The sequence below is a fragment of the Vagococcus fluvialis genome (genome assembly GCF_048815235.1).
Lineage (GTDB): Bacteria > Bacillota > Bacilli > Lactobacillales > Vagococcaceae > Vagococcus.
On the sequence record NZ_JBMEAO010000015.1, the window covers coordinates 32,958 to 58,523 of the forward strand.

25 protein-coding genes are annotated in these 25,566 nt (G+C 32.4%); 22 read left to right on the forward strand and 3 right to left on the reverse strand.

Translation table 11 applies throughout. The annotated features are described in order from the left end of the window. The first annotated feature begins 9 nt into the window (after nucleotides 1-9). The 3 genes from ACODH8_RS10640 to ACODH8_RS10650 are packed head-to-tail and all read left to right on the forward strand — an operon-like array spanning nucleotide 10 to nucleotide 2,322. Nucleotides 10-327 carry a PTS fructose transporter subunit IIB gene (locus ACODH8_RS10640; RefSeq protein ID WP_332466735.1) on the forward strand — a complete coding sequence of 106 codons (318 nt, stop codon included), beginning with the start codon at nucleotides 10-12 and terminating at the stop codon, nucleotides 325-327. Between the two features lie 2 nt (nucleotides 328-329). After that, entirely contained in the window at nucleotides 330-1,427 is a 1,098-nt protein-coding gene (locus ACODH8_RS10645) for a PTS fructose transporter subunit IIC (protein WP_332466736.1), read from the forward strand. A 31-nt stretch (nucleotides 1,428-1,458) separates the two neighbouring features. Continuing rightward, nucleotides 1,459-2,322, forward strand: coding sequence for a ketose-bisphosphate aldolase (locus ACODH8_RS10650; RefSeq protein WP_332466737.1), 864 nt, complete (start codon nucleotides 1,459-1,461; stop codon nucleotides 2,320-2,322). Between the two features lie 133 nt (nucleotides 2,323-2,455). Here the strand turns inward: ACODH8_RS10650 and ACODH8_RS10655 are convergent, their stop codons facing one another. Beyond that, the gene (locus ACODH8_RS10655; protein WP_332466738.1) at nucleotides 2,456-2,968 is read right to left on the reverse strand and encodes a hypothetical protein; all 513 of its coding nucleotides are present in this window, start codon (nucleotides 2,966-2,968) and stop codon (nucleotides 2,456-2,458) included. Nucleotides 2,969-3,534: 566 nt separating this feature from the next. On the opposite strand from ACODH8_RS10655, the gene ACODH8_RS10660 reads away from it, so the two are divergent. Further along, nucleotides 3,535-4,998, forward strand: coding sequence for a C69 family dipeptidase (locus tag ACODH8_RS10660; RefSeq protein WP_332466739.1), 1,464 nt, complete (start codon nucleotides 3,535-3,537; stop codon nucleotides 4,996-4,998). A gap of 52 nt (nucleotides 4,999-5,050) precedes the next feature. On the opposite strand, the gene ACODH8_RS10665 is transcribed toward ACODH8_RS10660, so the two are convergent. After that, nucleotides 5,051-5,485 carry a GNAT family N-acetyltransferase gene (locus tag ACODH8_RS10665; RefSeq protein WP_332466740.1) on the reverse strand — a complete coding sequence of 145 codons (435 nt, stop codon included), beginning with the start codon at nucleotides 5,483-5,485 and terminating at the stop codon, nucleotides 5,051-5,053. A 152-nt stretch (nucleotides 5,486-5,637) separates the two neighbouring features. On the opposite strand from ACODH8_RS10665, the gene ACODH8_RS10670 reads away from it, so the two are divergent. From ACODH8_RS10670 to ACODH8_RS10705, 8 genes are all read left to right on the forward strand, one after another. Next, a complete protein-coding gene (locus ACODH8_RS10670; RefSeq protein WP_332466741.1) occupies nucleotides 5,638-6,747 on the forward strand; it encodes a DUF6287 domain-containing protein in 1,110 nt (369 codons plus the stop codon). 172 nt (nucleotides 6,748-6,919) lie between these two features. Next, nucleotides 6,920-7,999: an ABC transporter substrate-binding protein gene (locus ACODH8_RS10675; RefSeq protein ID WP_332466742.1), complete on the forward strand. Its 1,080-nt coding sequence runs from the start codon at nucleotides 6,920-6,922 to the stop codon at nucleotides 7,997-7,999. Continuing rightward, complete coding sequence (locus tag ACODH8_RS10680) at nucleotides 7,999-9,579, forward strand: amidohydrolase (protein WP_332466743.1); 1,581 nt, start codon at nucleotides 7,999-8,001, stop codon at nucleotides 9,577-9,579. The genes ACODH8_RS10675 and ACODH8_RS10680 overlap by 1 nt, the downstream gene beginning before the upstream one ends. An 81-nt stretch (nucleotides 9,580-9,660) precedes the next feature. Then, nucleotides 9,661-9,789 (forward strand): hypothetical protein, encoded by a 129-nt coding sequence (locus ACODH8_RS10685; RefSeq protein WP_332466744.1) that lies wholly within the window; start codon nucleotides 9,661-9,663, stop codon nucleotides 9,787-9,789. A 120-nt stretch (nucleotides 9,790-9,909) separates the two neighbouring features. Beyond that, nucleotides 9,910-10,551, forward strand: coding sequence for a DUF6287 domain-containing protein (locus ACODH8_RS10690; RefSeq protein ID WP_332466745.1), 642 nt, complete (start codon nucleotides 9,910-9,912; stop codon nucleotides 10,549-10,551). 162 nt (nucleotides 10,552-10,713) lie between these two features. Next, nucleotides 10,714-11,118: a MarR family winged helix-turn-helix transcriptional regulator gene (locus ACODH8_RS10695; RefSeq protein WP_332466746.1), complete on the forward strand. Its 405-nt coding sequence runs from the start codon at nucleotides 10,714-10,716 to the stop codon at nucleotides 11,116-11,118. Between the two features lie 13 nt (nucleotides 11,119-11,131). Then, complete coding sequence (locus ACODH8_RS10700) at nucleotides 11,132-11,770, forward strand: nitroreductase family protein (protein WP_332466747.1); 639 nt, start codon at nucleotides 11,132-11,134, stop codon at nucleotides 11,768-11,770. Between the two features lie 18 nt (nucleotides 11,771-11,788). Continuing rightward, entirely contained in the window at nucleotides 11,789-12,301 is a 513-nt protein-coding gene (locus tag ACODH8_RS10705) for a dihydrofolate reductase family protein (RefSeq protein WP_332466748.1), read from the forward strand. Between the two features lie 55 nt (nucleotides 12,302-12,356). On the opposite strand, the gene ACODH8_RS10710 is transcribed toward ACODH8_RS10705, so the two are convergent. Further along, nucleotides 12,357-13,298, reverse strand: a complete 942-nt coding sequence (locus tag ACODH8_RS10710) for a nucleoside hydrolase (protein ID WP_332466749.1) — start codon at nucleotides 13,296-13,298, stop codon at nucleotides 12,357-12,359. A 112-nt stretch (nucleotides 13,299-13,410) separates the two neighbouring features. Here ACODH8_RS10710 and ACODH8_RS10715 point away from each other — a divergent pair, with 112 nt between their 5' ends. From ACODH8_RS10715 to ACODH8_RS10760, 10 genes are all read left to right on the forward strand, one after another. Next, nucleotides 13,411-14,013 carry a Crp/Fnr family transcriptional regulator gene (locus tag ACODH8_RS10715; protein ID WP_332466750.1) on the forward strand — a complete coding sequence of 201 codons (603 nt, stop codon included), beginning with the start codon at nucleotides 13,411-13,413 and terminating at the stop codon, nucleotides 14,011-14,013. Between the two features lie 54 nt (nucleotides 14,014-14,067). Next, on the forward strand, nucleotides 14,068-14,811 hold the full coding sequence (locus ACODH8_RS10720) for a MurR/RpiR family transcriptional regulator (protein ID WP_332466751.1): 744 nt from the start codon (nucleotides 14,068-14,070) through the stop codon (nucleotides 14,809-14,811). A gap of 120 nt (nucleotides 14,812-14,931) precedes the next feature. Continuing rightward, entirely contained in the window at nucleotides 14,932-16,257 is a 1,326-nt protein-coding gene (locus tag ACODH8_RS10725; RefSeq protein ID WP_332466752.1) for a 6-phospho-alpha-glucosidase, read from the forward strand. A gap of 70 nt (nucleotides 16,258-16,327) precedes the next feature. Beyond that, entirely contained in the window at nucleotides 16,328-17,893 is a 1,566-nt protein-coding gene (locus tag ACODH8_RS10730) for a PTS transporter subunit EIIC (protein ID WP_332466753.1), read from the forward strand. A gap of 26 nt (nucleotides 17,894-17,919) precedes the next feature. Next, the gene (locus tag ACODH8_RS10735) at nucleotides 17,920-18,408 is read left to right on the forward strand and encodes a PTS glucose transporter subunit IIA (RefSeq protein WP_332466754.1); all 489 of its coding nucleotides are present in this window, start codon (nucleotides 17,920-17,922) and stop codon (nucleotides 18,406-18,408) included. Between the two features lie 511 nt (nucleotides 18,409-18,919). Next, the gene (locus tag ACODH8_RS10740; protein WP_332466755.1) at nucleotides 18,920-20,302 is read left to right on the forward strand and encodes an extracellular solute-binding protein; all 1,383 of its coding nucleotides are present in this window, start codon (nucleotides 18,920-18,922) and stop codon (nucleotides 20,300-20,302) included. A gap of 76 nt (nucleotides 20,303-20,378) precedes the next feature. Further along, nucleotides 20,379-21,251 carry a sugar ABC transporter permease gene (locus ACODH8_RS10745; protein WP_332466756.1) on the forward strand — a complete coding sequence of 291 codons (873 nt, stop codon included), beginning with the start codon at nucleotides 20,379-20,381 and terminating at the stop codon, nucleotides 21,249-21,251. Beyond that, entirely contained in the window at nucleotides 21,248-22,063 is an 816-nt protein-coding gene (locus tag ACODH8_RS10750) for a carbohydrate ABC transporter permease (protein ID WP_332466757.1), read from the forward strand. Before ACODH8_RS10745 ends, ACODH8_RS10750 begins: the two co-directional genes overlap by 4 nt. 23 nt (nucleotides 22,064-22,086) lie before the next feature. Beyond that, nucleotides 22,087-23,106, forward strand: coding sequence for a LacI family DNA-binding transcriptional regulator (locus tag ACODH8_RS10755; RefSeq protein ID WP_332466758.1), 1,020 nt, complete (start codon nucleotides 22,087-22,089; stop codon nucleotides 23,104-23,106). Nucleotides 23,107-23,116: 10 nt separating this feature from the next. After that, entirely contained in the window at nucleotides 23,117-25,441 is a 2,325-nt protein-coding gene (locus ACODH8_RS10760; protein WP_332466759.1) for a TIM-barrel domain-containing protein, read from the forward strand. The last annotated feature ends 125 nt before the right edge of the window (nucleotides 25,442-25,566 follow it).

Sequence of the window (25,566 nt, forward strand, 5' to 3'; positions counted from 1 at the left end):
GGTTTTGACATGAAACTAGTAGCAGTCGTTGCTTGTACATCAGGCATAGCACATACCTATATTGCAAAGGAAAAATTAATAGGAGCATCAGAAAAAAGGGGGCATACAATTAAAGTAGAGACGCAAGGCACGATTGGAATTGAAAATGAGTTGACTAGTGACGACATAAAAAATGCAGATGTTGTTATCATGGCGACGGATATTCAAACAACTGGTAATGAACGTTTTAACGGTAAAAAAACGATAAAAGTTCCAACGAATGTTGCTGTTAAAGCAGCAGGACAGCTTATTGAAAAGATTGAGAATGAATTTAATAAGGAGGATTAACTATGAAAAAGGTGTTAAATGAATTAAAGAGACATGCACTGACGGCCATTAGCTACATGTTGCCATTAGTTGTAGCTTCTGGTTTGTTAATCGCGATTGGTAACTTGATGGGAGGTCAAGTTATTGAGAATTATACTGAAAGTTTTACAGTTGCTAGTGCTCTAACTAGTTTAGGTGTAATGGGTATGGGGCTTTTAGCGCCATTTATTGCAGGGTATATTTCATATTCTATTGCTGAAAGGCCAGGGATTGCTCCAGGGTTCTTAATGGGGATGATAGCTAACGCATTAGGAGCTGGATTTTTAGGTGGAATGATAGGTGGTTATTTAGTTGGTTACTTTATTTTATGGATGAAGAAAACATGGAAAGTACCAAAATGGGCAGATGGATTAATGCCAATGATGATTATACCTACAGTATCTTCAATCGTAATCGGACTTGTTATGTTCTTTGTTATTGGAGGACCTATTGCTTGGATGACCGAATTACTTGTTGCTTTCTTAAATAACTTAGATGAGTCATCAAGGGTTGTTTATGGTTTCATTTTTGGTGTACTAGGAGCTTTTGACTTTGGAGGTCCGATTAGTAAAGTACCTAATTTAATGGCAGATGGTTTATTGATGGAGGGAATTCTTGAACCAGAGGCTATTAAAGTAATTGGGGCAATGGTACCACCAATTGGAGTTACACTAGCTTGGGTATTCTCTAAATTTAGTAAAAAGAGAGTATTTACTAAAGTAGAAGAAGATGCTATTAAAGTTGCTTTTCCAATGGGATTAACCATGATAACAGAAGGCGTTATTCCTATTGCAATGAATGATTTATTACGTACAGTTTTTGCCTGTAGTATGGGGACAGGAGTTGCTGGTGCTATTAATTTCTATTTCCAAAATGGATCACCAGTCCCATCAGGAGGAGTATTTGTTATTCCTGTTATGACAAAACCTTTAGTTGGTTTGTTAGCTCTAGTAGTTGGTTCAATTGTTACTGGAGTTATCTTATTGTTGATTAAGAAAAATATCAGTGACGAAGAATATGATTCAACTCAATTAGAAGAAGAACAAGAAATGGATTTATCTGGATTTAGTTTAAATGGTTAAAAAATAATAAAAAAATAAAGGTGGAAAAAACATGTTAATTTCAATGAAAAAAATGTTAGAAGTAGCGAAAGAAAATAAATTTGCTGTAGGTGCTTATAATATTTCAGATGCTAATATTTTTAAAGCTGTTGTAGAAAAAGCAGAAGAATTAAATGCACCAACTATTATTGCGATTCATCCAGATGAATTAAGTTTTGTAACAGGTGAATTTATTGCTTATGTTAGAGAGAGATTATGTAATAGTCCAGTTCCATTTGTTCTTCATTTAGATCATGGTGGCTCTGTTAAAGATGTTATGACTGCTATAAATCATGGATTTACTTCTGTTATGATTGATGCATCATTATTACCTTTTGAAGAAAATATAGCTATAACTAAAAAAGTAGTAGAAATAGCTCATACAGTGGGAGTATCTGTCGAAGGTGAGTTAGGAACAATTGGTGATACAGGAACATCTATTGAAGGTGGCGTGACAGAAATTACTTATACAAAACCTGAAGAAGCTAAAGAATTTGTTGAACGCACAGGAGTTGATACCCTTGCTATTGCTATTGGAACAGCTCATGGTATTTATCCAGAAGGTTTTGTCCCGAAATTAAAACTAGACTTATTAAGTGAAATTGCGGCAGAAGTTGATATCCCATTAGTCTTACATGGTGGATCTTCAAACTCAGATGATGAGCTAAGAATTGCTGTTGAGAAAGGTATTCAAAAAATTAACATTTCAAGTGATATTAAAAAACCTTATTTCGTTAAATTACAAGAAGTATTGAATGATAACTTCTTCTGGGAGCCAAATACTGTATTCCCTCCATGTATTCTTGAATCTAAAGCTGTGGTAGAAAATAAAATGAATTTATTTAGTTCGGTTGATAAAGTAAAATATTTTAACTAATATGAGCTAATTGTGGTGGAATATAAAAAATAAACCTATCAAACAAATGTTTCTTTTGCATTTGTTTGATAGGTTTTTATGTGACATAGAGAGATGTGTTTACTAGAAAAATTTGTAACAAACTCCATTTTTATTAATCTACTGAACGTGTTACTTCCATCATGAAGTTACCTGTATCAGTTTTATCTTTAATAAAATTTGATGGAACATAGGCTCTTTGCTGATTAGCTCTTATTCTATAATTTACATGATAAGAGTGTTGATTGCCTACAGATTGATAATGATCAAATAAATAGGTAATAGCATAATCTAAGTCATTTATATCATTAGTTCTATAATATTTATCAAAATATTCTTTAGATAGTGTTAAAAAACGATATTGAGGTGAGTTATTGACATAATCATCTCCATAAATAGTCTTCATGAAATCTTGGACTTCAAAGTAATCTGGAATCATATCATAAAAATAATAAGAGCGCTGTTTTATATCGTTAAATGTATCAATAGTATCAACATTAAAGTCATTAGGTTGTCTTACTTCATATGAATTTAATTCTTTTGTTTCTGAATGAGCTGAAGCTAATGTTGTTCCTGCAAAAGTAATTGTAGAAATTGTAAATAAAATCATTAACATTTTTCTTTTCATTTAATCTCGCCTTTCTTAAAACGTATATTTTTTAAATTGCTATAATAAAAAAATATCATACTTTAAATTAAATGGAAAATCATAACTTTAGTTATAATTTTTTTATTATTTATTGAAAATAGAATAAAAAATAAGTATTATCAGCTAAGAGAGAGGTTTAACTATTCCAAAATGGAATAACAAAATTTCAAAAGTGTTGATTTACTTTCACTAAAGAATTTCCTCAATTCCCCATCTATGTTAAAGACCTTCTTTCAATAAAAATGAAAAGCTAGCATATTTAAATTTTTTTAATGTCTTGCTAGATGTTTTTTTATTCAAAATACAATTTTCAAAAGAGACGATTTCGTCATTTGATTTAACGAATATTTATCATAGAAAATGCAGCGTATTCGACATGTTAAACGTTATATATTATACATTTAAATCTATAATTACAGTGCAATTAAAATAGGATAACAAATCTAAGATACATTGTGAAAAGATGATTAAACTGATAAACAATAGATTGTAAGCGTTATCTCACGGTGCTAGCATAAGGTCAATCGAAAGGAGATTGAACAATTATGAAAAAGGCAGCAGGAGTTATCAGTTTAATAGCATTAGCTTTAAGTATACCAACCTCTGTTCAAGCGTGTACTACAGTATTAGTTGGTAAAGAGGCATCCGTTGATGGTTCAACGATGATTGCAAGAAACGAAGACATGGGTACAGCGTGGGCCAAGCACTTTTATGTTCGTCCTGAAAATTCGAATGATAGAAATTATGTATCAAAAGGAAATGGCTTTAAAATGACTCTTCCAAAAGAGCAAATGAAATATACAGCAACACCAGAGTGGGATGATTCTGAAGGTTTATACGAATCAGCTGGTATCAATAGTAAAAACATAACAATGAGTGCAACAGAATCAGCAACCACCAAAGAAGAAGTATTAAAACTTGATCCTCATGTAGAAAATGGAATTGCAGAAGATTCTTTAGTGACTGTTGTGTTGCCGTACATTACTTCTGCTAAGAATGGTGTAGAGTATTTAGGTAAATTGATTGATGAAAATGGTTCTGCAGAAACGAATGGTATTATTTTTTCAGATAAAAATGATATTTGGTATATGGAATTACTAACAGGTCATGAGTGGGTAGCGGTGCGTATTCCAGACGATCAATATGCAGTGATTTCCAATACACTAGTCATCCAAAAGATTGATTGGAATGATAAAGAAAATGTGATGTATTCTAAAGGACTTAAAGACTTTATTAAAGATAATAAATTGGCAGATAAGGTAGAAGAAGCGTCGATTCGTGAAGTATTTGCAGATACTGAATCAGATGCAGAATACAATTTACCACGTATCATGATGGGCCAACAAATTCTAACACCTTCTGAAGCGGATAAATTAAAATTAACAAATGATAGCTTTGATTTATTCAAAAAAGCAGATGAAAAAGTGACATTAGCTAGAGTTGGTTTTGTTTTACGAAATCATTTTAATGGAACGGAGTATGATACTTATACTGGTGACAAACCAGAACAATTCCGTCCAATTAATGTACCAAGAACCATGGAATCTCATATTTTACAAGTAAGAAATAATGTACCAGAAGAAATCAGTGGTATCCACTGGCTTGCAATGGGTGTTCCAGAAACAAGTTCGTATGTTCCTTTCTATTCAGGTATCACAGAAACTCCTAAAGAGTACCAAATGGGTACAGATAAACCAGATACCGAGTCAGCTTACTGGAATTACCGTATGACAAATGTTTTAACGATACCTTACTATGAAGAATTTAAGAAAGATAATATTTTACCAGTTAGAAAAGAAGTCAGAAAACATTTAACAGAAGAAGTTGAAAAAACAGATAAAGAAGCAGAAAAAATCATCAAAGATAACCCAGATAAATTACCTGAGTATTTAAATAAACAAACAAAAGCTTTTTCTGATTACACTTTAAACAAATACAAAGAATTAAATAATGAATTAATTATTAAGAGTACAGAAAAAACAAAAGTTGAGCATAAAAAAGAATTGTAATAACTATATAAACCAAGTAAGAGACTAACTTTTGAGGTTAGTCTCTTATTTGTTATCGATACATGATTCTTAATCCCTCATCCACTTGAAATCCATTCTTTAAATAAAAATCATAAGCCGGTACATTTTTACTAGTGTTTAAAATAATCGCGTTTAATCCTTTTTTCTTAATATCAGCATCAACTAAATCTAAAAATTGGGAGCCGTAGCCTTTACCTTGGCTGGCATATGAGACACAAAATTCATCTATATAATATTCGAGTCCTTCAATCCATGGTTTAATCATGCCAATACTCATAACTTCTATTTTTTCATCAACTATTCCCACATAACCAATACATTGGTTACTAGCTAAAAAATGATGATAATAAGCTCTGACTTTATCAGATGATTCAAAGACGTCATTCCAAGGTTCTTTTGAAAAAGTATCCATGTATAAGGTAATACATTCTTCCACATTTTCTAGGGTGATTTTTTCTAAATACATATAAACAACCTCCTTTATTTATAGTATCTAATATATTTATAACTGTCTATAAAAAGGACTAATTATTAAAAATAGGTTTTTTTGTATTAGACTGATGAGGAAATTAGTAATAAGATAGATACAGAGTAAAAAAAGTAAAAGGGGTTGTTGATGTGAACAAAGGAAAGATATTGTTAGTTTTTGGTTGTTTACTAGGTAGTATAGGTTTATTTGTTGGGTGTACTGATAAAAAAGAAACAGTAGAAAGTGAAGAAATAATTAGTTCTTCAAGTACAATAGAAAGTACAACACAAAAAACTGAGGAAACCTCTCAATCTACAGAGGTTGAGGAAGAAATACAAATGGATTTCACTCAAATAAAAAAAGGCGATTATGGTAGCCTATTAGGAGAATGGGTAGAGATAGCAGTTTCAGGAAATAATCATGATGCGATGGGAAGTCAGTGGAAAGAGCCACAAGGAGGAACATTAACGGTTTCTCAAAATGAAATAACTAATGGTTTTATTACTTTAGTAGGTGATATTTTAAAGGAATCTGAAGATCAACCAGTTACCTTTCAAGAAAAGGAATACTTAACAGCTAATAGTAGCGGCGGTGCTGTTATTTACAGTGTTTTCTTTTATCCTAAAGGAGTTGAATTAAGTGATTTCGGCGAAGATGTACCAGAAACGATAAAAACTGATACGGATCGAATTATTATTAGAAGTAGCAGTAGTAGTTATGTTCAAGTTTTTGAAAGAAGGACAGTAGTTAAACCAAGTGAAAAGTCAGATGAAAAAAGTAAAAGTAGTATAGCTAAAGCTTCCCTTGAAATGGATATAAAACAAATTGAAAAAGGTGATTTTTCAAGTGTTAGTGGTGTTTGGAAAAATGGTCGTGGTGCCCAAATTGTTGTAAACAATGACGTGGTTGAGTTTTCCGATGTTATCGGTATGGGTGAACCTGAACCTGCGATTATGACTAATTTATTTTTAAATCTGATTAACTCAAATGCACCAGATGGAAGTCCTGCGCTACAAAAAGGTTGGGGTGATACTGAAGTCCCTAAATATACACAAGATTTGCGAACTCAAATGATGGATGGGTATGTTTCTTTAGCTAGTACTTTACCTGGAGCTATTCTTTATATTTCTTTTTTACCAGAAGGAGTTGCTGGTGATATTCAAGATGGTGATGCAAGTCGAGAGAAAATAGTTGCAATAGGAACTCAAAATAATCCAACAATGGTAATGAATGAACATGTTTATTATCGTGTTGATTAATAGCAGATTATTCGGATTACATGATTTATTTTAAAGGGAAAGAGACTAATCTAATGAGATTGGTCTCTTTCTTTATATTTTAATGGTATTTCAATCTATTTTGTTTGTCTTTTTAAGTAAAATTGATTATTCTTATCGGGGAAATCTAAATAGGAAAGAAGGAATTGATGAATTGAAAAGGTTAGCGGTTTTTTTGGGAGGTATTATTTTAATATTAAGTGTGTTGTTTGGCACAAAACTAGTATTAAATGCCCAATCGGAGAATAAAGATACAACGGGAAGTAATACTCTAGTCATTTTTAACTGGGGAGAATATATCGACCCTGAGTTGATGAAGGCTTTTGAGAAAGAAACAGGTTACCATATTATTTATAGTACTTTTGATTCTAATGAAGCAATGCAGTCGAAAATTAAACAAGGTGGCACGCGTTACGATTTAGTGTTTCCTAGTGAGAGTGCGGTTCCTAAAATGTTAGAAGAAAAGTTATTATTGCCAATCGATCATAGTCAGATTAAAGGATTAGAGAATATTTCTCCTTATTTACTCGATAATAAATTTGATCCTAAGAATCAATATACGATTCCTTATTTTTGGGGAACGATAGGTATTATGGTGAATCAGAAAAACTCAGAAGCAAATAAGATTACTAAATGGGCCGATTTGTGGAATCCAGCATTTGAAAATGACATTTTAATGGTAGATGGGGCAAGAGAGAGTATTGGTTTTGCATTGCAATCGACGAATCAATCATTAAATGAAAAAAATGCTGATACTGTGGCTCAAAGTGTCAAACAGATGGAGACATTACAACCAAATGTAAAAGCCGTTTTGACTGATGAAATCAAGACCTTAATGATAAATAATGACGCGCCAATTGGCATTGGCTATTCAGGTGACGCAGCTTTTGTGATGTCAGAAAATCCTGATGTGCGTTATGTAGTACCAGAAGATGGTAGTGCTATTTGGACGGATAATTTTGCGATACCAAAAACAGCGCAGAATTTTGAAGGAGCCTATGCTTTTATTAACTTTATGTTGCGTCCAGAAAATGCTAAGCAAAACGCTGAGTATGTGGGATACGCAACGCCTAATGAAAAGGCAAAAGCTATGTTACCAGAAGAATTAACAGCGGATGAATCGTTTTATCCAAGTATTGAAACGATTGAAAAAATGGAGCATTACGAATACCTAGGAAAAGAAACTGTAGAGATGTACAATGACCTTTTCTTAGCATGGAAGATGGGGTTATAATGACAGTTATTTTGCGTTCTAATCATATATTTGATACAAACACTAAGACAACATTTCCAGGATTTATTCAGGTTAAAGATGGCATGATTGAAAAAGTTGGAGACCTTTCAGATTTGCCAACTACAGGAGAAATACTTGATTACAGTGAAGAAATGATTATTCCAGGATTTATTGATGCTCATGTGCATTTTTATTTATCGGCCCTCATTCATAGTGGGTGCTTAACTCATATGACAGGTACAACAGAGATGGCGTTTGTTGAAGGGCTTAAATATGTTCCTGTCACTAAGGGCTGGAAACTAGGTATTGGCTGGTTTAGTAGTGATTTTGGTCAGAATGTTTATCCGACTAAGGAATCTATTGACGAGCTATATCCAGAAACACCAGTATTATTAATTTCAGGAGATGCTCATAGTATTTGGCTAAATTCTAAAGGCTTAGAGGTCATGAATATTATAGCTAATACGGTGCCTACTGATTTAAGTGGAGAAGCGATGGTAGATGAGTCAGGCGAATTAACGGGTTGCTTTTTAGAAGCGATTGCGATTAATTATTTATCGCAAATTTTAGAAGTGTTTAAAAAAGAAAGCCCTGAGTACTTCTTAGCTTACATGAAACACTTAAATCAGATGGGTGTTACTAGTGTGGGAGATGTGGCTTTAACGGGTGAATGCGAGGATGATTTGGTTTATCCAAGTCTTTACCAACAAGTCGAAGAAGTAGCTACCATTCGAACTAGTTTTTATCCTGCCATGCGGGACAAGTTAGAGCCATTACAAGCTACTTATAAGAAGTATCAATCACCAAAACTTCAAATGGGTGGTGTAAAACAATTTTTCGACGGGGTAACAAGTATTCATACGGCCTATTTAAAAGAAGAATACGAAACGCCTTATTTTGAAGGTGATGTGGGAAGTCCATTAATTCCTGTCGAAAAAATGAAATCATTTATTTTTAAAGCAAACGAACAAGGTTGGCCGATTCGGATTCATACAATTGGGGATCAAGCTATTCATAAAGCACTGACTTTTTATCAAGAAAGTCTCGCTAAATTTTCTTTAGAGCAAGGGAAATACAATACTTTGGAGCATTTGGAAGTGATGGATAGTGTGGATTTACCGTTAGTCAATCAAGAGCAGTTAGTGATATCAGTTCAACCAAGTCATTTATTGGTGGGATATGACACCTTAGACGAAGAAGTTGGAGAGTCACGTGCAGCAGAGATGTTTCCTTTTAAATCATTTTTAGAGATGAAGGGAACGCTAGCTTTTGGAACAGATACACCAGTTGTAGTGAATGTCACACCTTTAGAGTCATTGTATTATGCAGTAGCTCGTCGCGAAAAATCAGGTGTACCAACAGAAAGACTAATGCCAACAGAAGTGATAAACATTGGTGAAGCCTTGTACGCTCATACTAAGGGAGCCGCAAAAGCTTTAAGTCGAGAGGATATTGGTTCGATTGAAGTAGGAAAACGAGCTGATTTTTGTATTCTTTCTCAAAATATTATGGAAATAGATGAAATGGCATTACTGAAAACAGAAGTTGTTGGGACTATGTTTGATGGGGAAATGATTTAAAGAGTTTATATCTATTTCTTAAATCTATATTTATCTCACCAAAAATAATGTATAATAAACTCTCAGAAAAGGGTGGTAATTATGGACAATAAAGCAAAAATGATGGAAATTATTAAAAATAAACAATCTGGTGGTAAATCATCTAAGAAGATGGCTGAACCTAAAAACGATCGTAAAAATATGCGTAAAGGGCCTAAAATTTTTAATTAAATCTAATATGAAGACACTTTTCAGACAGGGAAGTGTCTTTTTGTTTTCATTTTGACTGTTTATGAAAATCTAGCTGTAGTACAATAGGATAGAATGAAAGTTAGATGAGGAGTTGTATTAATGAAGAAGAAATCAATGGTTGTTTTGTTAAGTAGTTTGGTGCTTGGTATGGGAGTGCTGAGTGCTTGTTCAACAGACAAAAAAGAAGAGGTAAGTGAAACGAAAGTAAGTAGTACAACAACTGATGTGAAAAAAGAATCTAGTTCTTCTGAGAGCCAGACAAGTGAATCAACTACAGAGGAAGTAGAAGTTTTAGAGATGGATATAGCTGAAATTCAACAAGGAAATTATGCTAGTGTGAATGGTACATGGCAAAATGATGTTGGCCAAAGTATTGAAATCAAAGACAATACGTTAGTCTTTACCGATATTACGAATCAAAAACAACCAGGTGAAATCAATGGTCTAAAGATTAATGTACCAAGTATGAATGACGAAAGTGGACAACCTGAAATTAGAGATGTGTATAATGAAAAAAGGCCAGCTTATTCAGTCCAATTAGAGCCAATCGAAACAGATGGTTTATTATCTTTAAAAAGCGAAATGCCAGGAGCTGTGATTTACGTTTCTTTTTTACCTAAAGGAACAATGGGTGGCTTATTAGATGGAGATATTGATCAAGATAAAATCCTTTCAATCGGAACTCAGAATAATCCAACGGCTGCTTTTGGTGAGTTAGTGTATTATAAAGTAGAAAAATAATTTCTTATAAAAATAAAGTTTTAACTCCTAATGACATCTATTACGATAGATTGAATCATTAGGAGTTTTTGATTATATGAGCAAATTACTTTCTAAAAATAAGTCTATGTTTTATAATTGACCGGTCAACAGTTGATTAATCAATCGAGAAAGGAAAGAGACATGAATTTAAGAGAAACAAGTAAATTACTTTATCAATTAAAGTTAGCTAATCAAGAAATGACTACTAAATTTGAAGCTAAAACAGGATTTAGTATTACTCGTTATGAGTTAATGCTAGTTTTAATGGAAAATGCTCCTTGTTCTCAGTCGCTGATTCAAAACGAATTAAAAATAGATAGCGCAGCTGTTACAAGACACTTAAAAATTCTTGAAGAAAAGGGCTACGTTATACGAGAAAGAAATCAAGCTAATAACCGTGAAATATCGGTTAAAATAACAGAACAAGCAATAAAAGATTTAAAATCGTGTGAGACACAACATCAGCAACATAAAAAATTAGATCTTTCTTTAACGGAAGATGAAGAAAAAATGTTACTACAATTATTAAATAAAATTGTTCAATGAAAGAGGAATAGACATGTCAAAAAAACTACAAAATAATGATTTTTCAGATATCGCTTTTGGAAGAAAATCAGTTCGTGTATACGATGAAACTTTTAAAATTTCACATGAAGAAATGCTGGAAATGATACAAGAAGCAACAACAGCTCCGTCATCAGTAAATATGCAGCCATGGCGTTTTGTTGTGGTTGAAAGTGAAGCAGAAAAAGAAAAGTTAAAACCATTAATTCGCTTTAATACGCGTCAAAATGACACATCATCAGCCATGGTTTTATTTTTTGGCGATATGAAATGCCAAGAATTAGGAGAAGAAATCTACGATCAAGCAGTAGCAGCAGGTAAAATGCCTAAAGAAGTTAGAGATGAGCAGTTAGCGGCGATTATTCCTCATTACAATAGTTTTTCACCAGCCAAAATGAATGATGTTGTAAAAATTGATACTAGTTTAGCAGCAATGCAGTTTATGTTAGTGGCTCGTGCTCATGGGTATGAAACAAACCCAATTGGTGGTTTTGAAGAAGATCAAATAGCTGAAGCCTTTGGATTAGATAAAGATCGCTACGTACCAGTTATGATTGTTTCAATCGGAAAAGCTGTTGAAGAAGGGTACGAATCACTTCGACTACCAGCAAGTAAAATCACTGAATTCAAGTAATAAATTGGAGGAGATGACATGGCAATTTTCTTTTATGGCTGTATGACCTTAGATGGTTATCTAGCAGATAAAAATCATGAAATTAATTGGTTACATGAAATTGGTTCTGTTGAAGAAACTAGTTATGATGCTTTTTATAAAGAGATGGATATCTTAATTATGGGGCGAAAAAACTATGATGAAATCAAAGAAATGGCTGATTTAGAAACCTTTTATGGAGCGACTAAAAATTATGTGTTAACCCATCAAAAGATAGAAAATACGAATCTATTTGAATTTGTTTCAAAAGATATTGTCGAGTTTGTTTCAACTTTACCTGCAGATAAAAATGTATGGATAGTTGGTGGAAATTCATTAATAGCTCCTCTTTTAGATAATCAATTAATTGATAAAATGTATCTTCAATTAGCGCCAGTACTACTAGGTGATGGTATTCCGTTATTTACTCAAAAAGAAGGCAAACAATTATTTGATTTAAAAGAAGTGAAACAATATGGTCAATTTGCTGAGTTAGTATTAGTAAAGAAATAAGAAATATCTTAACAATCAAAAAAGACTGAGACATCTAGTTCTCAGTCTTTTTTTGTTAAATCATCTCCATGATTTTTTCTTTAAATAGTTTTCCGTCAATCGATTTAACAACTGTCGCATTGTCTTTTGGATAATTATGAATAACCGCTAAAGCATCCGTTCTGTCATGCATCATGACTAGTCCATACGTTTCAGATTCTTTATAAGCAACAGAAGCATAGACACTTTTTGATTCAGTCACTATTTCTTCAGGCCAAAGAGCAACGGCAAGTGCTACCGCATCAGGTAAGTCGATAATTGCTTCACCAGTACGCGTTATATTGTAGTTAAGCAGTGTTTCGTTGGCGTCCATTAAGAATTTACCAAGTTCACTTTGTTGACGGAGTGTTTCAATTTCTTTTTTGACAAAAGCATTGGCAATACACACATCAAACCCAATGATTGTTTTAGGCACGTCACTTCTTAAAAGTGGTACATAACTTTCAGCATCAGCGTAAACATTAAATTCGGCTATTGTTGATGCATTTCCTAATCCAAATCCACCAGTTCCCATAATGTAATAGTGTTTTACTTGTTGCATAATAGTTGGCTCTTTCATAATAGCTAAAGCGATGTTGGTTGCAGGACCGATAATGGCAATTTCTACTTCCCCAGGGTATTTTTTAACCATATCGATAATGAAATCAACACCGTGTCCGTTTTGTGCAGTTGTTGTTGGATGAATCAAGTCTAAATCCCCCATGCCATCATCCCCATGAACTGAAACGGCATCCACCTTTTTTTCACGTAATAAAGGTAAAGCACATCCTTTATAAACGGGTACATCCACCTGACACTTTTCAAGAGTCATTAAAGCATTTAAAGTTGCTTGCTCCATATCACAGTTACCAGAAACCGTCGTAATCCCCAAAATTTCGACCTGTTCTGCTAAAACACCCATTGCTAAAGCTACTGCATCATCGCTACCAGTATCTGTATCAATAATCATTTTTCTCATGTTTTCCTATCCCCTTTGTGTTGATAACTCTATTATGGTGGATGAACGTCTGACTATCTAGGACACGTGTCCTAAATTAAGTTATACTGAATATAAAAGGAGTGTTTGTCAGATGAATCATGTCATAATAAAAAATATCCCCAAAGAATTTCAAAAATACATTCAAATGCTAAACCTTTCAAAAGAACAGTTAATAATTGAATCAGATGGCAATAACAAAGGCGTTTACTTCATAGATTCAGGGAAAGTTGCGGTAAAAAAATTTTTATTAAATGGTGAACATATCTTTTTGAAAGAACTCCAAGAAGGAAACTGTTTTGGTGAGATGGAATTGTTTTCTGACCGCGATGGCACGTATGAAATTACAACCTTAACAGAAGTCAGTCTGTCTTATTTACCCAGAGAGATAGTTCAAAAATGGATGCAGAAAGATTTTCAAGTAACTGAATATTTATTTGAAGAACTCAATGATAAATTACAATACAGTTCAAATTATATTGTGGAGCAAAAACAAGGAACAACTTATGAGCATCTACTAAATTATTTAGAACAGTTACCTAAAAATGAATGGCTCAACATCAATAAATCAGAACTTGCTGTAACCTTAAATACTAGTCTAAGAAACTTAAATCGAGCTATTTTAAAAGGTAGAGAAGAAGGAATTATTGAATGGAAAAAAGGGAGAATTAAAAGAATAGTAACTAAGAGCGTGTGATGTGTTAAAATGTAATAAAATTAGCAGTGGTGACAAGTAAGGGGAGGTTTTATCATGGGATTATTTAGTCATCTTCAGGCAAATCAAAATTTATTAAATGAACAAGAATTAACACTCTTAAATTACATGATGGATAAAGAAAATTATCATTTTTTAAAAAGCAGTACGTTAAAAGAATTAGCTGATAGTTTGTATGTTTCTTCGAATACGATTGTTAGAATGGCTAAAAAACTAGAGTATCGTGGTTATACGGAACTAAAACTAGCCATTGAAACAGAACACAATAAGAGCCATGCACTAAAGAAAGAAAACCGACTAAAGTTAATTGACCAAATTAATCGAACAGAGGAGTTATTAAGTTCAGAAACAGTAAAAGAAGTATTAAATTTAATTTTAGCTTCTAACCATATTTACTTTTTTAGTTGTGGTCCGTCCAAATTTCCTTGCGAAGAAATGAAAGAGAAACTAAGAATATTAGGTTTTGAATCATCTCTTTATTTTGAGCCGCATGTAATGAGTCAACGAGCAAAAAAATTGAAGGAAAATGATTTAGTCTTCGTAGTAAGTTTAAGTGGAGAAACTAAAACGCCATTGGACGCAGCTCGCTTAGTTAAATTAACAAAAGCTAAAATGATTTCCATTACAGGTTTTTCTCAAAATTCAATTTCTCAGATGGCAGATGTTGCAATGTATACTTTCTATGACCGATTAACATATGCTGATATGGATGTTTCTTCTAGACTAGGTATTCATTACGTCTTAAACTACATATTTGAAGAGCTAGCACCGTTGTGTTGAGGAACACATCGGTGTGTTTTTTTTTGAAATGTGTGTTGCTCGTATAGAGTCATTAAAAAAGCGTTTTTTTGATAAAAAATCATATAGACTAGGTTTATCAAATGAAACGGAGTGGTTAGAATGAGAAAAAAGAATAATATTGTTATTGTTGGAGGAGGATCTACTTGGTCTCCAGGAATTTTAAAAGCATTGACAAAACATCAAGATATCTTTCCTTTTGATAAAATAACTTTGTATGATATTGATGAAAAAAGACAAGAAGTCATCGGAAAATTTGGCGAAATTTTATTCAGAGAAGAAACACCTGATATTGAGTTTAGCTACACAACAGATAAAGAAGAAGCTTTTAAAGATGTGGATTTTGTTTTCTGTCAAATGCGTACAGGTGGCTATCCAATGCGTGAAAAAGATGAGAAAATTCCATTATCAATGGATCTTATCGGGCAAGAAACATGTGGACCTGGTGGATTTGCTTACGGAATGAGATCAATTAGAGATATGATAGAATTAGTTGAAGATGTTCGTAAATTAAGTCCAGAAGCTTGGATTTTAAATTATACGAATCCAGCGGCGATTGTTGCACATGCATTAAATATGGTATTTCCAGATGACAAACGTATCTTAAATATTTGTGATCAACCAGTTAACCTATTACGTTCATTTGGACGTTTAATTAATCGAGATTTCAATGAATTTGAACCAACTTATTTTGGACTAAATCACTTTGGTTGGTTTACACACGTGTATGATAAAGAAGGAAATGATTTATTACCTGAAATCAAAGATTACACGATTAAGAATGGTTTTTTACCAGTTGATGCAGAGCAACGTGATCAATCATGGTTAGATACTTATGCAATGGTGGAAGACATGATTAATGATTTTCCAGACTATCTGCCAAACACTTACTTACAATATTATTTATATCCTGAATACAAATTATCTAAATTAGATCCTAATTATACAAGAGCTAATGAGGTAATGGATGGACGTGAAAAACGTGTGTTTGAAGAGTGTGAAAGAATAGCTCAAGCTGGAACAGCCAAAGACTCTCATATTGTTCATAACGATGCTCATGGGGATATGATTGTTGAAGTGGCAGCTTCTATTTATGGTAACTTAAGAAGAACCTTTATTGTGATTGTTCCAAATAATGGAATTGTCTCTAATTTACCAAATGATTTAATGATTGAAGTAGCCGCATCATTAGGTGTTAATGGACCACAACCTTACGCAGTAGGTGAAATTGGTACCTTCTATAAAGGGTTAATTGAAGGCCAATATGCTTATGAAAAATTAACTTGTGAAGCTTATTTAGAAAAATCATATACAAAAGCACTACAAGCTTTAACTTTAAATAGAACTATTGGGGACGCTAAAAAAGCTAGAAAAATCTTAGATGCTTTAATTGAAGCAAATGTAGATTACTGGCCAGAATTAAAATAATAAGAAGGAGCTAAAAGCTCCTTCTGTTATTTAATACAAATAAATGAAATCGTTTTTTTGGAGGGAAACAATGAAAAAAGAGAAGATTTTAGAATCATTTCAGAAATTAGGAAAAGTTTTAATGGCTCCTGTTTTAATTTTACCGATATCAGGTATTTTAGTTGGTGTAGGAAGTGCCTTTTCCAATCCCAACTTAATCAAATCAGTTCCATTTTTAGGAAGTACTTTTTTTGTTTATCTGTTTAGCTTGATGAAGGACGCTGGAAATGTAGTTAATAATAATATTCCGGTCATCTTTGCTATTTCAATTGCTTATGGATTTGCTAAATCTGAAAAAGGAACCGCTGCTTTAGCTAGTTTTTTAGGTTACATGACACTTAATACTGTAATGGGTTCTTTTTTAGTTTTAAAAGGGACCATTGATCCAGAAAATTTATTAACGGGTCAACGTAGTATTTTAGGGGTTTTAACTTTAGATACAGGTGTTTTTGGTGGTATTATCATTGGACTTTTAGTCAGTTACTTACATAATAAATATTATAAAATTGAATTGCCATCTGTTATCTCTTTATTCAATGGGACACGATTTATACCAGCCATTACCATTATTGCATCTTCTTTTGTTGGATTAGTGATGGCATTTGTTTTTCCACCGATTCAAAATGGTTTGGGGGCTATGTCTGAATTCATCGTTTCGACTGGGGCTTTAGGTTCTTTTGTGTACGGAACGTCAGAGCGTTTATTACTACCATTTGGTTTACATCATTTTATTTACTTACCATTCTTCTTTACTAGCTTGGGGGGCGTAGAGGAGATTGGTGGTCAAGTAGTTGAGGGAGCCGTTAATATTTATAACGCTATTTTAAATACACCAGGTGCGAACTTTGATATCAGTGTCAGTCGCTTCTTGATGAACGGTAAAGTAATCTTTGCGATGTTTGGTTTACCGGGAGCTGCGTTAGCTATGTATAAAACAGCTCTACCAGCCAATAAGAAAAAAGTTGCTTCATTAATGATTGCTGCAGTTATTCCTTGTGCTCTAATGGGAATAAGTGAACCATTAGAGTATAGTTTCTTATTTGTAGCGCCAGTATTATTTGGTATTCATGCAGTTTTATCAGGAGTTGCATACCTATTAACTTATATAGTATCATTTAACGTAGTTGGTTCTGCTTCATTTGGTGGCCCATTTATGTCACTTATTTTCAACGGAATTATGGGAGCTGATAAAGGTTCTAACTGGTTATGGGTGATACCTTTAGGTGCTTTATATTTCTGTTTATATTATTTCATTTTTAAATTTGCTATTATTAAATGGAATTTAAAAACACCCGGTAGAGAAGTAGAAGAGGTTGTTGCTATAGATACTGTTGAAAATACAACAGATTCTAAAGAGTTTTTAGAAGCAATCGTTGCTGCTGTCGGTGGTAAAGATAATATTGAAAAAGTAGACGCTTGTTTTACTCGTTTGAGAATAACTTTAAATGAGCCAAGTAAAGTTGAATCAAGTACTTATTTTACAGAGAAACTGGGGGCAAACGGTGTTGTTAATGTCCCATCTGGTATTCAAATTATTTATGGAAACAAAGCAGCAGTTTACAAAACAGAAATGAGGGAATTACTAGATCTGGAGTAATTGTCTCTTTGAAGGGAAGGATAATTATGAATTTATTTAAAAAATTAAAAAAGAAACCGAATGAATTAAACTTACATAGCGTGAGTAATGGACTATTTGTTCCAATTTCAGAAGTGAAAGATGATGTGTTTTCTCAAAAGATGTTAGGAGACGGCTTTGCTATTAGGCCTAATACAAAAGAGGTGTACTCACCAATTAGTGGTGTGGTAACATCTGTGTTTCCAACAAAACACGCCATTGGTTTAAAATCAGAAACTGGCGTTGAAGTATTAGTTCATATGGGAATTGATACGGTGGAATTACAAGGAAAACCTTTTGAAGTCTTTGTTAAAGAAGGGGACACAATTACACCATCAACGAAAATAGCTGATATGGATTTAGCTATGCTAGTAGAAAGCAATAAACAAAGTGATATCTTAGTCATTGCCACAAGTGGTGAAGCTATTGATTTCCAAATGACAAGCAGTGTAGAAGTATCTGCTAACGATGTAGTGGGAAATATCATTTTTAATTAATAATAAACATAAAAGCCAAGTGTGAGTTTCAGCACTTGGTTTTTTGTTAGTAAATTGTTTTAGCTTAAGATTCTCTTAACTTTTTCTTCACAAAAAAGGAACAGTTGGTTGTTTTTTTCTTCGTATTTGGAAGCTATTATATATGTATACCAACAAAACAACCCTAACAAACTTTTTCATTTTATTTACTCCTCCAAAGTAGATAAAACAACTCCTTTTTAAGCCACTAGCTAAGAGCTAGTGGCTTTTTTTGCTTTTTATGTGCAAATAGAAAAGAAGAGATTGTCCTAAAATGCCAGCTTCAATTTTTAGAAATCTAGAAATAAAAGTTCTGTTTTTTGTAATTTGAGGATGTGAACATATTTAGATAATGGCATATAATCATTATCTAATAGCTATTAATCGAAGAGATTTTTTAGAAGTTGTATAAAATAATGTTGTTTTAAAAATTAAATTGAAAGCGCTTGACAAAAATTAAGTTTAACGCTAAACTTAAAAAGGAGAGAGTCAGATGAAAAAAAGTTTTTTGAAGGTACTAGGTTTAAGTTTTTTAGTATTAACTTTAGGGGCATGTGGTTCGAGTAGTAAATCTAATGAGGGTGTTGAAGACAAGAAGGCGGATAAAGGATTAGAAGTTTTAGGAGATAAAGTATCTTTTGATCCTAACAAACTAATTAATGACGGGAAACCTATTGATTTAGAGTATTGGACTTGGGGCGATAATGATCCAGTGATTTCCATGGCGAAAGAATACGAAAAAATTTATCCAAATGTCACAATTAAGACAGTTGTTCAACCGTGGGATGATATGTGGAAAAAAATTCCTTTATCATTAAAAGGAAAAGATGGCCCATCGGTATTCAATATTCATAATTCGCAACATTCAATCTTATTTCCTTACATGGCACCTTATGATATAGCCACAGAGGATCTACAAGCTGATTTTACTAATGTGGATTCTCATATAATTGACGGTAAAGTTTATTATATTGATACAGCAGTTAACACTGGAAATATTTACTATAATAAAGCGTTATGGAAAGAAGCTGGATTAACTGAAAATGATATTCCCAAAACATGGAATGATTTCAGAGAAGTAGCTAAAAAACTGACAAAAACCGAAAATGATAAAATTGTACAAGCTGGTTTTAACTATAATGGAGCAGGCGGATACAATGCAATGATACTAGGGTTAAATTATCAAAAAGGAGAATTATTATTTAAGGATGATAAAACAACTGTTAATTTTGATAATGAGGCAACAAGAGAAAATACAAAATTTTTAATTGACTTATACGAAAAAGATAAAGTAGGATCTAAAGATTTTGGTGATGATGCTACGATGAGTTTTGGTAATGGACAAAGTGCGATGGTGTACAGATGGGGATGGATGGCTGGTGAACTAGATAATAAATATCCTGATATTGACTACGGCATTTTCCCTACACCAACTCCAAGTGAAGAAACGCCATTTGCCTATGATAGATATAATGGTGAAAGTTCTCCAGGTGTGAACAAAAACCAAACACCTGAAAGACAAGCTGTAGCACAAGATTTTATTAGATATGTATTAGCTAATGACGAATATTCTAAAAAAATGGCTGTAACAAATGCTTCATTCCCAACTAAGAAGTCATTAGCTACTGATGAAGATATCTTATCTCACCCTGTGTTAAAAGAGATTGGTCCTAGAATGGATAGATTAATTTGGCCTGGGGCCTTCCCATCAACAATTGAAACGACCGGTGAACAGGTTATCCAAAATATTATTTTCAATGATCAAGATCTGAATAAAGCTATTACTGATGGTCAAACAGGTATGGAAAAAGATATGAAGGGATCAGACTTTGTTTCTTTAGAGGACACATATCAATTTTTTAAAGAAGTGAAGTAATTTTGGAAAAAGAGTAGAAATTCATATGCGGATTTCTACTCTTTTTCATAAAACTTCATAGGAAAGGAAAATAGAGATGAAGAAATCAGCAAAGGATATTATTAGTTTTAAAACAGGTGTGTTATTATTTATTGTTATTTATTTTTCGATTTTTATGATTTATCCGATATTCAAAGCTTTTGCAGGAAGTTTTCACGATTGGAATCCATTGATTGATGAATATAATTATGTTGGATTTAATAACTATAAAGAAATATTAGGAGATTCTGTTTTCTGGGAATCAATATCGAATACATTATTTTTCTCTTTCTTTTCGGTGTTATTCAGAATAGTATTTGGCCTAGGATTAGCATTATTATTACACTCGAAACTAATAAAGGGGAAATCATTTTTTAGAGGACTATTCTATATGCCTACTATTACCCCATTAGTAGCAATTTCTTTTGTATGGATGTGGTTATATAATCCACAGTTTGGATTAATTAACAAAATATTTTCACTTGATATTAATTGGTTAAATGACTCTAGGTATGCTTTGCCAGCTATTATTGCAATGACAGTTTGGAAAGACTTTGGTTATGCAACAGTTATATTTTTAAGTGGTTTGATGGGATTACCAGAGGATGTTTTTGAAGCAGCTAATATTGATGGTGTAAATGGTTGGCAAAAATTTCGTTACGTCACGTTACCTTTGTTAAAACCAACAACTATTTTTATAGTTATAACTTCTTTAATTAGTTATTTACAAACGTATATTCAAATATTAATTATGACTAAAGGTGGTCCAGGAACTGCAACTAACGTAATTTCTTATTTGATTTTTGATGAAGCTTTTGTTAAATATCGTTTTGGAACAGCATCTGCTATGTCAATTATATTATTTATAATTATAGGGATTTTAACAGCGATGATGTTCAAACTGACAGCAGAAAGGAAAGTTAGAGGATGAAATCAATAAAAACTATTATGCTAAACCTTATTTTATTAATTATGGCACTTATTACCATTATTCCTTTTCTGTGGATGTTAGTGTCGTCATTTGCGCCTAATAGCGAGATAGTTAAAATAGGTGGGAGTTTATTACCTAGTACGTTTACATTAAGCAACTATGTTACCATTCAAGAGAAATTTAATTTTATGGGAATGTTTTTGAATAGTTTATTTATTGCAGTAACAGTAACTGTCATTGTTATTTACACAAGCGCATTAATTGGATACTTGTTTGCTAAATTTGAATTTAAAGGAAAAAAAATATTATTTGGTGTCATTTTATCAACAATGATGCTTCCATGGGCGGTAACAATTATCCCTAAATACGATATGATGGTACAATTTAACTGGTTAGACAGTTATAAATCATTAATTATTCCATCAATGATTAGCGCTTTTGGTGTTTTTATGTTCAGACAATCTATTTCACAAATTTCTGATGAAATGATAGAGGCAGCTAAAGTTGATGGTGCAAAAGATTTATATATATTTCATCGTATAATATTACCTATGTCACGCAATACAATTTCAAGTTTGGCTATCTTCCAGTTTCTTTGGACATGGGAAGACTTTTTATGGCCGTTTTTAATGATTAGTGATGAGAAGAAACAACTTTTACCAGTGGGGTTAAAATTATTTAATGGTCAATATGGTACTGATTATGGTGGTCTTTTTGCAGCTACGACGATTTCGATAATTCCAGTAGTAATAATTTATTTGATTTTTCAAAAACAATTTATTTCAGGCATCCAAAGTGGGGTTGGGAAATAGAAAAAAATAAGGAGTGGGACTTAGTGAGTGTAACAACTAAACAAATAGCTGAAGAGGCTGGAGTAAGTATGACAACAGTTACGAATGTACTGAATAATAGAACTCAAAGAGTATCAAAAAAAACACAAGAAAAGGTTCAAGCTGTTATTGATAAATACCAATATATTCCAAATATGAATGCTCGATCTCTTGCAAGTTCCAAATCTGGTTTAATAGGCTTACTATATTTTTCTGAAAATGAACACATTGATTTTTCAGACCCATTTGTTGCTGAAATATTACAAGGAATTGAAAACATAACAAGGAAAAATGATTATTTTGTTTTAGTTCATAATATATTAGATGTTACAGAAATTAAACGAATCCAAAAATATTGGAAATTTGAAGGTTTTTTAATAGTAGGAGCAAGTTCAAAAAGCGTGATAGGTATAAGTGAAGTCGTTAATAAAAAAACGCCAATAGTTTTTATTGATAGTCATTTTACTTCAAACGAAGAAGTTAATGCTGAAAATAATAGGTATTTTGTTGCAACAGATGATTTTGCTGCTGGACAAATAGCAACCAAGTATTTAATAGAACAAGGGCATAGGCAAATAGCTTTTGTTAGTTATCCGTATTCAGAAGAGTATCCGAATGTTATATATTATCGGAAAAAAGGTTTTGACAAAGTTCTTAAGGACGAAGGTATTATTAATGAGAATTCCAATAGCTTTGTTTCAACTAATATAGAAGAATTAATTAAAAAGCTGTCGCACTATACAGCAGTCGTAGCTTCATCAGATTTATTGGCGATGGAGTTAATTCAACAATTCAAAGAAAATAGATTAATAGAGACTAGGAAGATATCAATAGTAGGGTTTGACGATTTGAAATATTCAAAATATATCGAACCCGCATTAACAACAATCGCAATCCAAAATATCAATAAAGGGGAAACTGCAGCAACTAAATTATTGAATCTACTACAAGGAGTGGAAGAACCAAGTGAAACACTGTTAGATAGTAAATTAGTTGTGAGGGATTCCGTTTATACTGTAGAGTGAGGAATAGAACATGAAGAGAACTAGAGTAATTCAAGGAAATAATTATCGTTTCACTATAATAACAAATCAGTTACTTCGTATGGAGTATTCTGAATCCGGACAATTTGTAGATCAAAAAACTAAATTTGCTCAAAATAGACAATTTGATGAGCCGAATTTCAAAGTAGTTGATAAAGAAACGTCAATAGAAATTATAACTGAATATATTCACCTTTATTATAATAAAAATCAACCGTTTACTAGTGAAAATCTATATGCGGATCTAAAATTTAATTTTTCACCATATGGAAACAGATGGCATTTCGGAGATATTCCAGAGGAAAACTTAAAAGGTACACTACGAACGTTAGATCATATTGATGGTAAGGCACCCTTAGAAGATGGTGTGTTAAGTAAAATTGGTTATGCAATTATTGATGATTCTGATACTTTTTTTGTAGAAGGTAACATAATCTCTGAAAAAACATGGATAAGTGATGATTTATATTTATTTGCTTATGGACGGGAATATAAAAAAGCTATTTCAGATTTTTACCGTTTGTCAGGGCCAGTACCATTATTACCTAAGTATGCATTAGGAAATTGGTGGAGTAGGTTTTGGAAATACGATGATAAAGAGTATTTAGATTTAATGGATCAATTTAAGGAAAAAGGAATTCCATTATCTGTAAGTGTTATTGATATGGACTGGCATTTAACAGATATCGATTCTAAGTATGGTAGTGGTTGGACTGGATATACGTGGAATAAAGAATTATTTCCAAATCCTGAGGAATTCATGAGTAAGCTACATGATATGGGAATGACAACATCATTAAACGTTCATCCAGCTGATGGTATTAGAGGATTTGAAGAAGCGTATCCTTTAGTTGCAGATAAATTAGGATTAGATAAGGAAAATGAAGAGCCAGCTTTATTTAATTTATCAGATTCAGTTTTTAGAGAAAGTTATTTTACGGATGTTCATCATCCGCTAGAAAAACAAGGGACAGATTTTTGGTGGCTAGATTGGCAACAAGGAACGAGTGGGTACGGAAAAGTTGATCCCTTATGGTTATTGAATATTTATCATTATGAAGATATTCAAAGAAAAGGAAAGAATGATATCATATTGTCTCGTTATGCTGGTTTTGGTAGTCATAGATATCCTATCGGATTTTCGGGTGATTCACATATTACATGGGAGTCATTAGAATTTCAGCCCTATCTAACGGCAACTGCATCTAATGTGGGTTACTCATGGTGGAGTCATGATATCGGAGGTCATATGAAAGGATATCGAGATGAAGAATTATCTTTAAGATGGCTACAGTTTGGAGTTTTTTCACCTATCAATCGTTTACATAGTTCTAACAGTGCTTTTACCGGTAAAGAACCTTGGAATTATTCTTTAGAAATAGAAAATAGCATGACAACTTATATGAGACTACGTCATCAATTAATATTGTATTTATATACAATGAATGTTCGAAATAATGAAAACTTTCATCCGTTAGTAATGCCAATGTATTATGATTATCCGTTAGATGATCGATCATATGATGCTGAAAATCAATACATGTTTGGTAGCGAGTTAATGGTATTACCAATAACACAAAAAACTGATTTTACTATAAAAAAATCCTTAGCTACAGTTTTTTTACCTGAAGGCATCTGGTTTGATTTTTTCACACATCAAAAATATAAAGGTAACTGTGAACTAGACATTGTAAGAGGAGTAGAAAATATACCAGTATTTGCTAAAGCAGGAGCGATTATTCCAATGGATTTATCAATCAAAGACGTTGGTAATATTAGTGAATTAATTGATGAAATACATTGGAAAATTTTCCCTGGAGCTAATAATGAATTTGAATTAATAGAGGATAGTCATACTGGCCGTGTTATTACTAAGATAGTTTTAGATATTGATAATGATGAATTAATCATTTCTCATCTAGGCGATGTGTCTTCGATACCTGAAAATAGAAAACATGTTTTTCATTTTGTTGGAGCAACACCATTTATACCTAAAAATAAAGGAAATAATGAAGTCAGAAATTATGCTTATGATAATGAGTTTCTAGAAAGTCAGATTGAATTATTCGTAGAAGATATTAGTAAACAAATAGTAGTTGATATTTCAGGTTTTGAACCAGTTACCTATCAGAATGTTAACAATTGTTTATTTAAATTTCTAAATACATCTGAAATTCCATATGATGAAAAGCAGTTGCTATGGGATCAATTAAAAGATTCATCAGATTTTATGACTGATGTAACGGTAGTTCAAAAAGTAGATAACGATAAACTTAAAAAAGGTTTATTAGAAATTTTACATATTAAATATAGTTAAATAAATAAAATAAAAAACTGCCATAGAAATTTAATATGATTTCTATGGCAGTTTTTATGAGATCAAGTTTATTCTTAATCTTGATCAAACAATCATTTTATGGGATCCTAAATGATATATGAATA

Coding starts and splice junctions, on each gene's coding strand:
- ACODH8_RS10640 (WP_332466735.1), top strand. CDS start 10: ATGAAACTAGTAGCAGTCGTTGCTTGTACATCAGGCATAGCACATACC.
- ACODH8_RS10645 (WP_332466736.1), top strand. CDS start 330: ATGAAAAAGGTGTTAAATGAATTAAAGAGACATGCACTGACGGCCATT.
- ACODH8_RS10650 (WP_332466737.1), top strand. CDS start 1,459: ATGTTAATTTCAATGAAAAAAATGTTAGAAGTAGCGAAAGAAAATAAA.
- ACODH8_RS10655 (WP_332466738.1), bottom strand. CDS start 2,968: ATGAAAAGAAAAATGTTAATGATTTTATTTACAATTTCTACAATTACT.
- ACODH8_RS10660 (WP_332466739.1), top strand. CDS start 3,535: ATGAAAAAGGCAGCAGGAGTTATCAGTTTAATAGCATTAGCTTTAAGT.
- ACODH8_RS10665 (WP_332466740.1), bottom strand. CDS start 5,485: ATGTATTTAGAAAAAATCACCCTAGAAAATGTGGAAGAATGTATTACC.
- ACODH8_RS10680 (WP_332466743.1), top strand. CDS start 7,999: ATGACAGTTATTTTGCGTTCTAATCATATATTTGATACAAACACTAAG.
- ACODH8_RS10685 (WP_332466744.1), top strand. CDS start 9,661: ATGGACAATAAAGCAAAAATGATGGAAATTATTAAAAATAAACAATCT.
- ACODH8_RS10690 (WP_332466745.1), top strand. CDS start 9,910: ATGAAGAAGAAATCAATGGTTGTTTTGTTAAGTAGTTTGGTGCTTGGT.
- ACODH8_RS10695 (WP_332466746.1), top strand. CDS start 10,714: ATGAATTTAAGAGAAACAAGTAAATTACTTTATCAATTAAAGTTAGCT.
- ACODH8_RS10700 (WP_332466747.1), top strand. CDS start 11,132: ATGTCAAAAAAACTACAAAATAATGATTTTTCAGATATCGCTTTTGGA.
- ACODH8_RS10705 (WP_332466748.1), top strand. CDS start 11,789: ATGGCAATTTTCTTTTATGGCTGTATGACCTTAGATGGTTATCTAGCA.
- ACODH8_RS10710 (WP_332466749.1), bottom strand. CDS start 13,298: ATGAGAAAAATGATTATTGATACAGATACTGGTAGCGATGATGCAGTA.
- ACODH8_RS10715 (WP_332466750.1), top strand. CDS start 13,411: ATGAATCATGTCATAATAAAAAATATCCCCAAAGAATTTCAAAAATAC.
- ACODH8_RS10720 (WP_332466751.1), top strand. CDS start 14,068: ATGGGATTATTTAGTCATCTTCAGGCAAATCAAAATTTATTAAATGAA.
- ACODH8_RS10725 (WP_332466752.1), top strand. CDS start 14,932: ATGAGAAAAAAGAATAATATTGTTATTGTTGGAGGAGGATCTACTTGG.
- ACODH8_RS10730 (WP_332466753.1), top strand. CDS start 16,328: ATGAAAAAAGAGAAGATTTTAGAATCATTTCAGAAATTAGGAAAAGTT.
- ACODH8_RS10735 (WP_332466754.1), top strand. CDS start 17,920: ATGAATTTATTTAAAAAATTAAAAAAGAAACCGAATGAATTAAACTTA.
- ACODH8_RS10740 (WP_332466755.1), top strand. CDS start 18,920: ATGAAAAAAAGTTTTTTGAAGGTACTAGGTTTAAGTTTTTTAGTATTA.
- ACODH8_RS10745 (WP_332466756.1), top strand. CDS start 20,379: ATGAAGAAATCAGCAAAGGATATTATTAGTTTTAAAACAGGTGTGTTA.
- ACODH8_RS10750 (WP_332466757.1), top strand. CDS start 21,248: ATGAAATCAATAAAAACTATTATGCTAAACCTTATTTTATTAATTATG.
- ACODH8_RS10760 (WP_332466759.1), top strand. CDS start 23,117: ATGAAGAGAACTAGAGTAATTCAAGGAAATAATTATCGTTTCACTATA.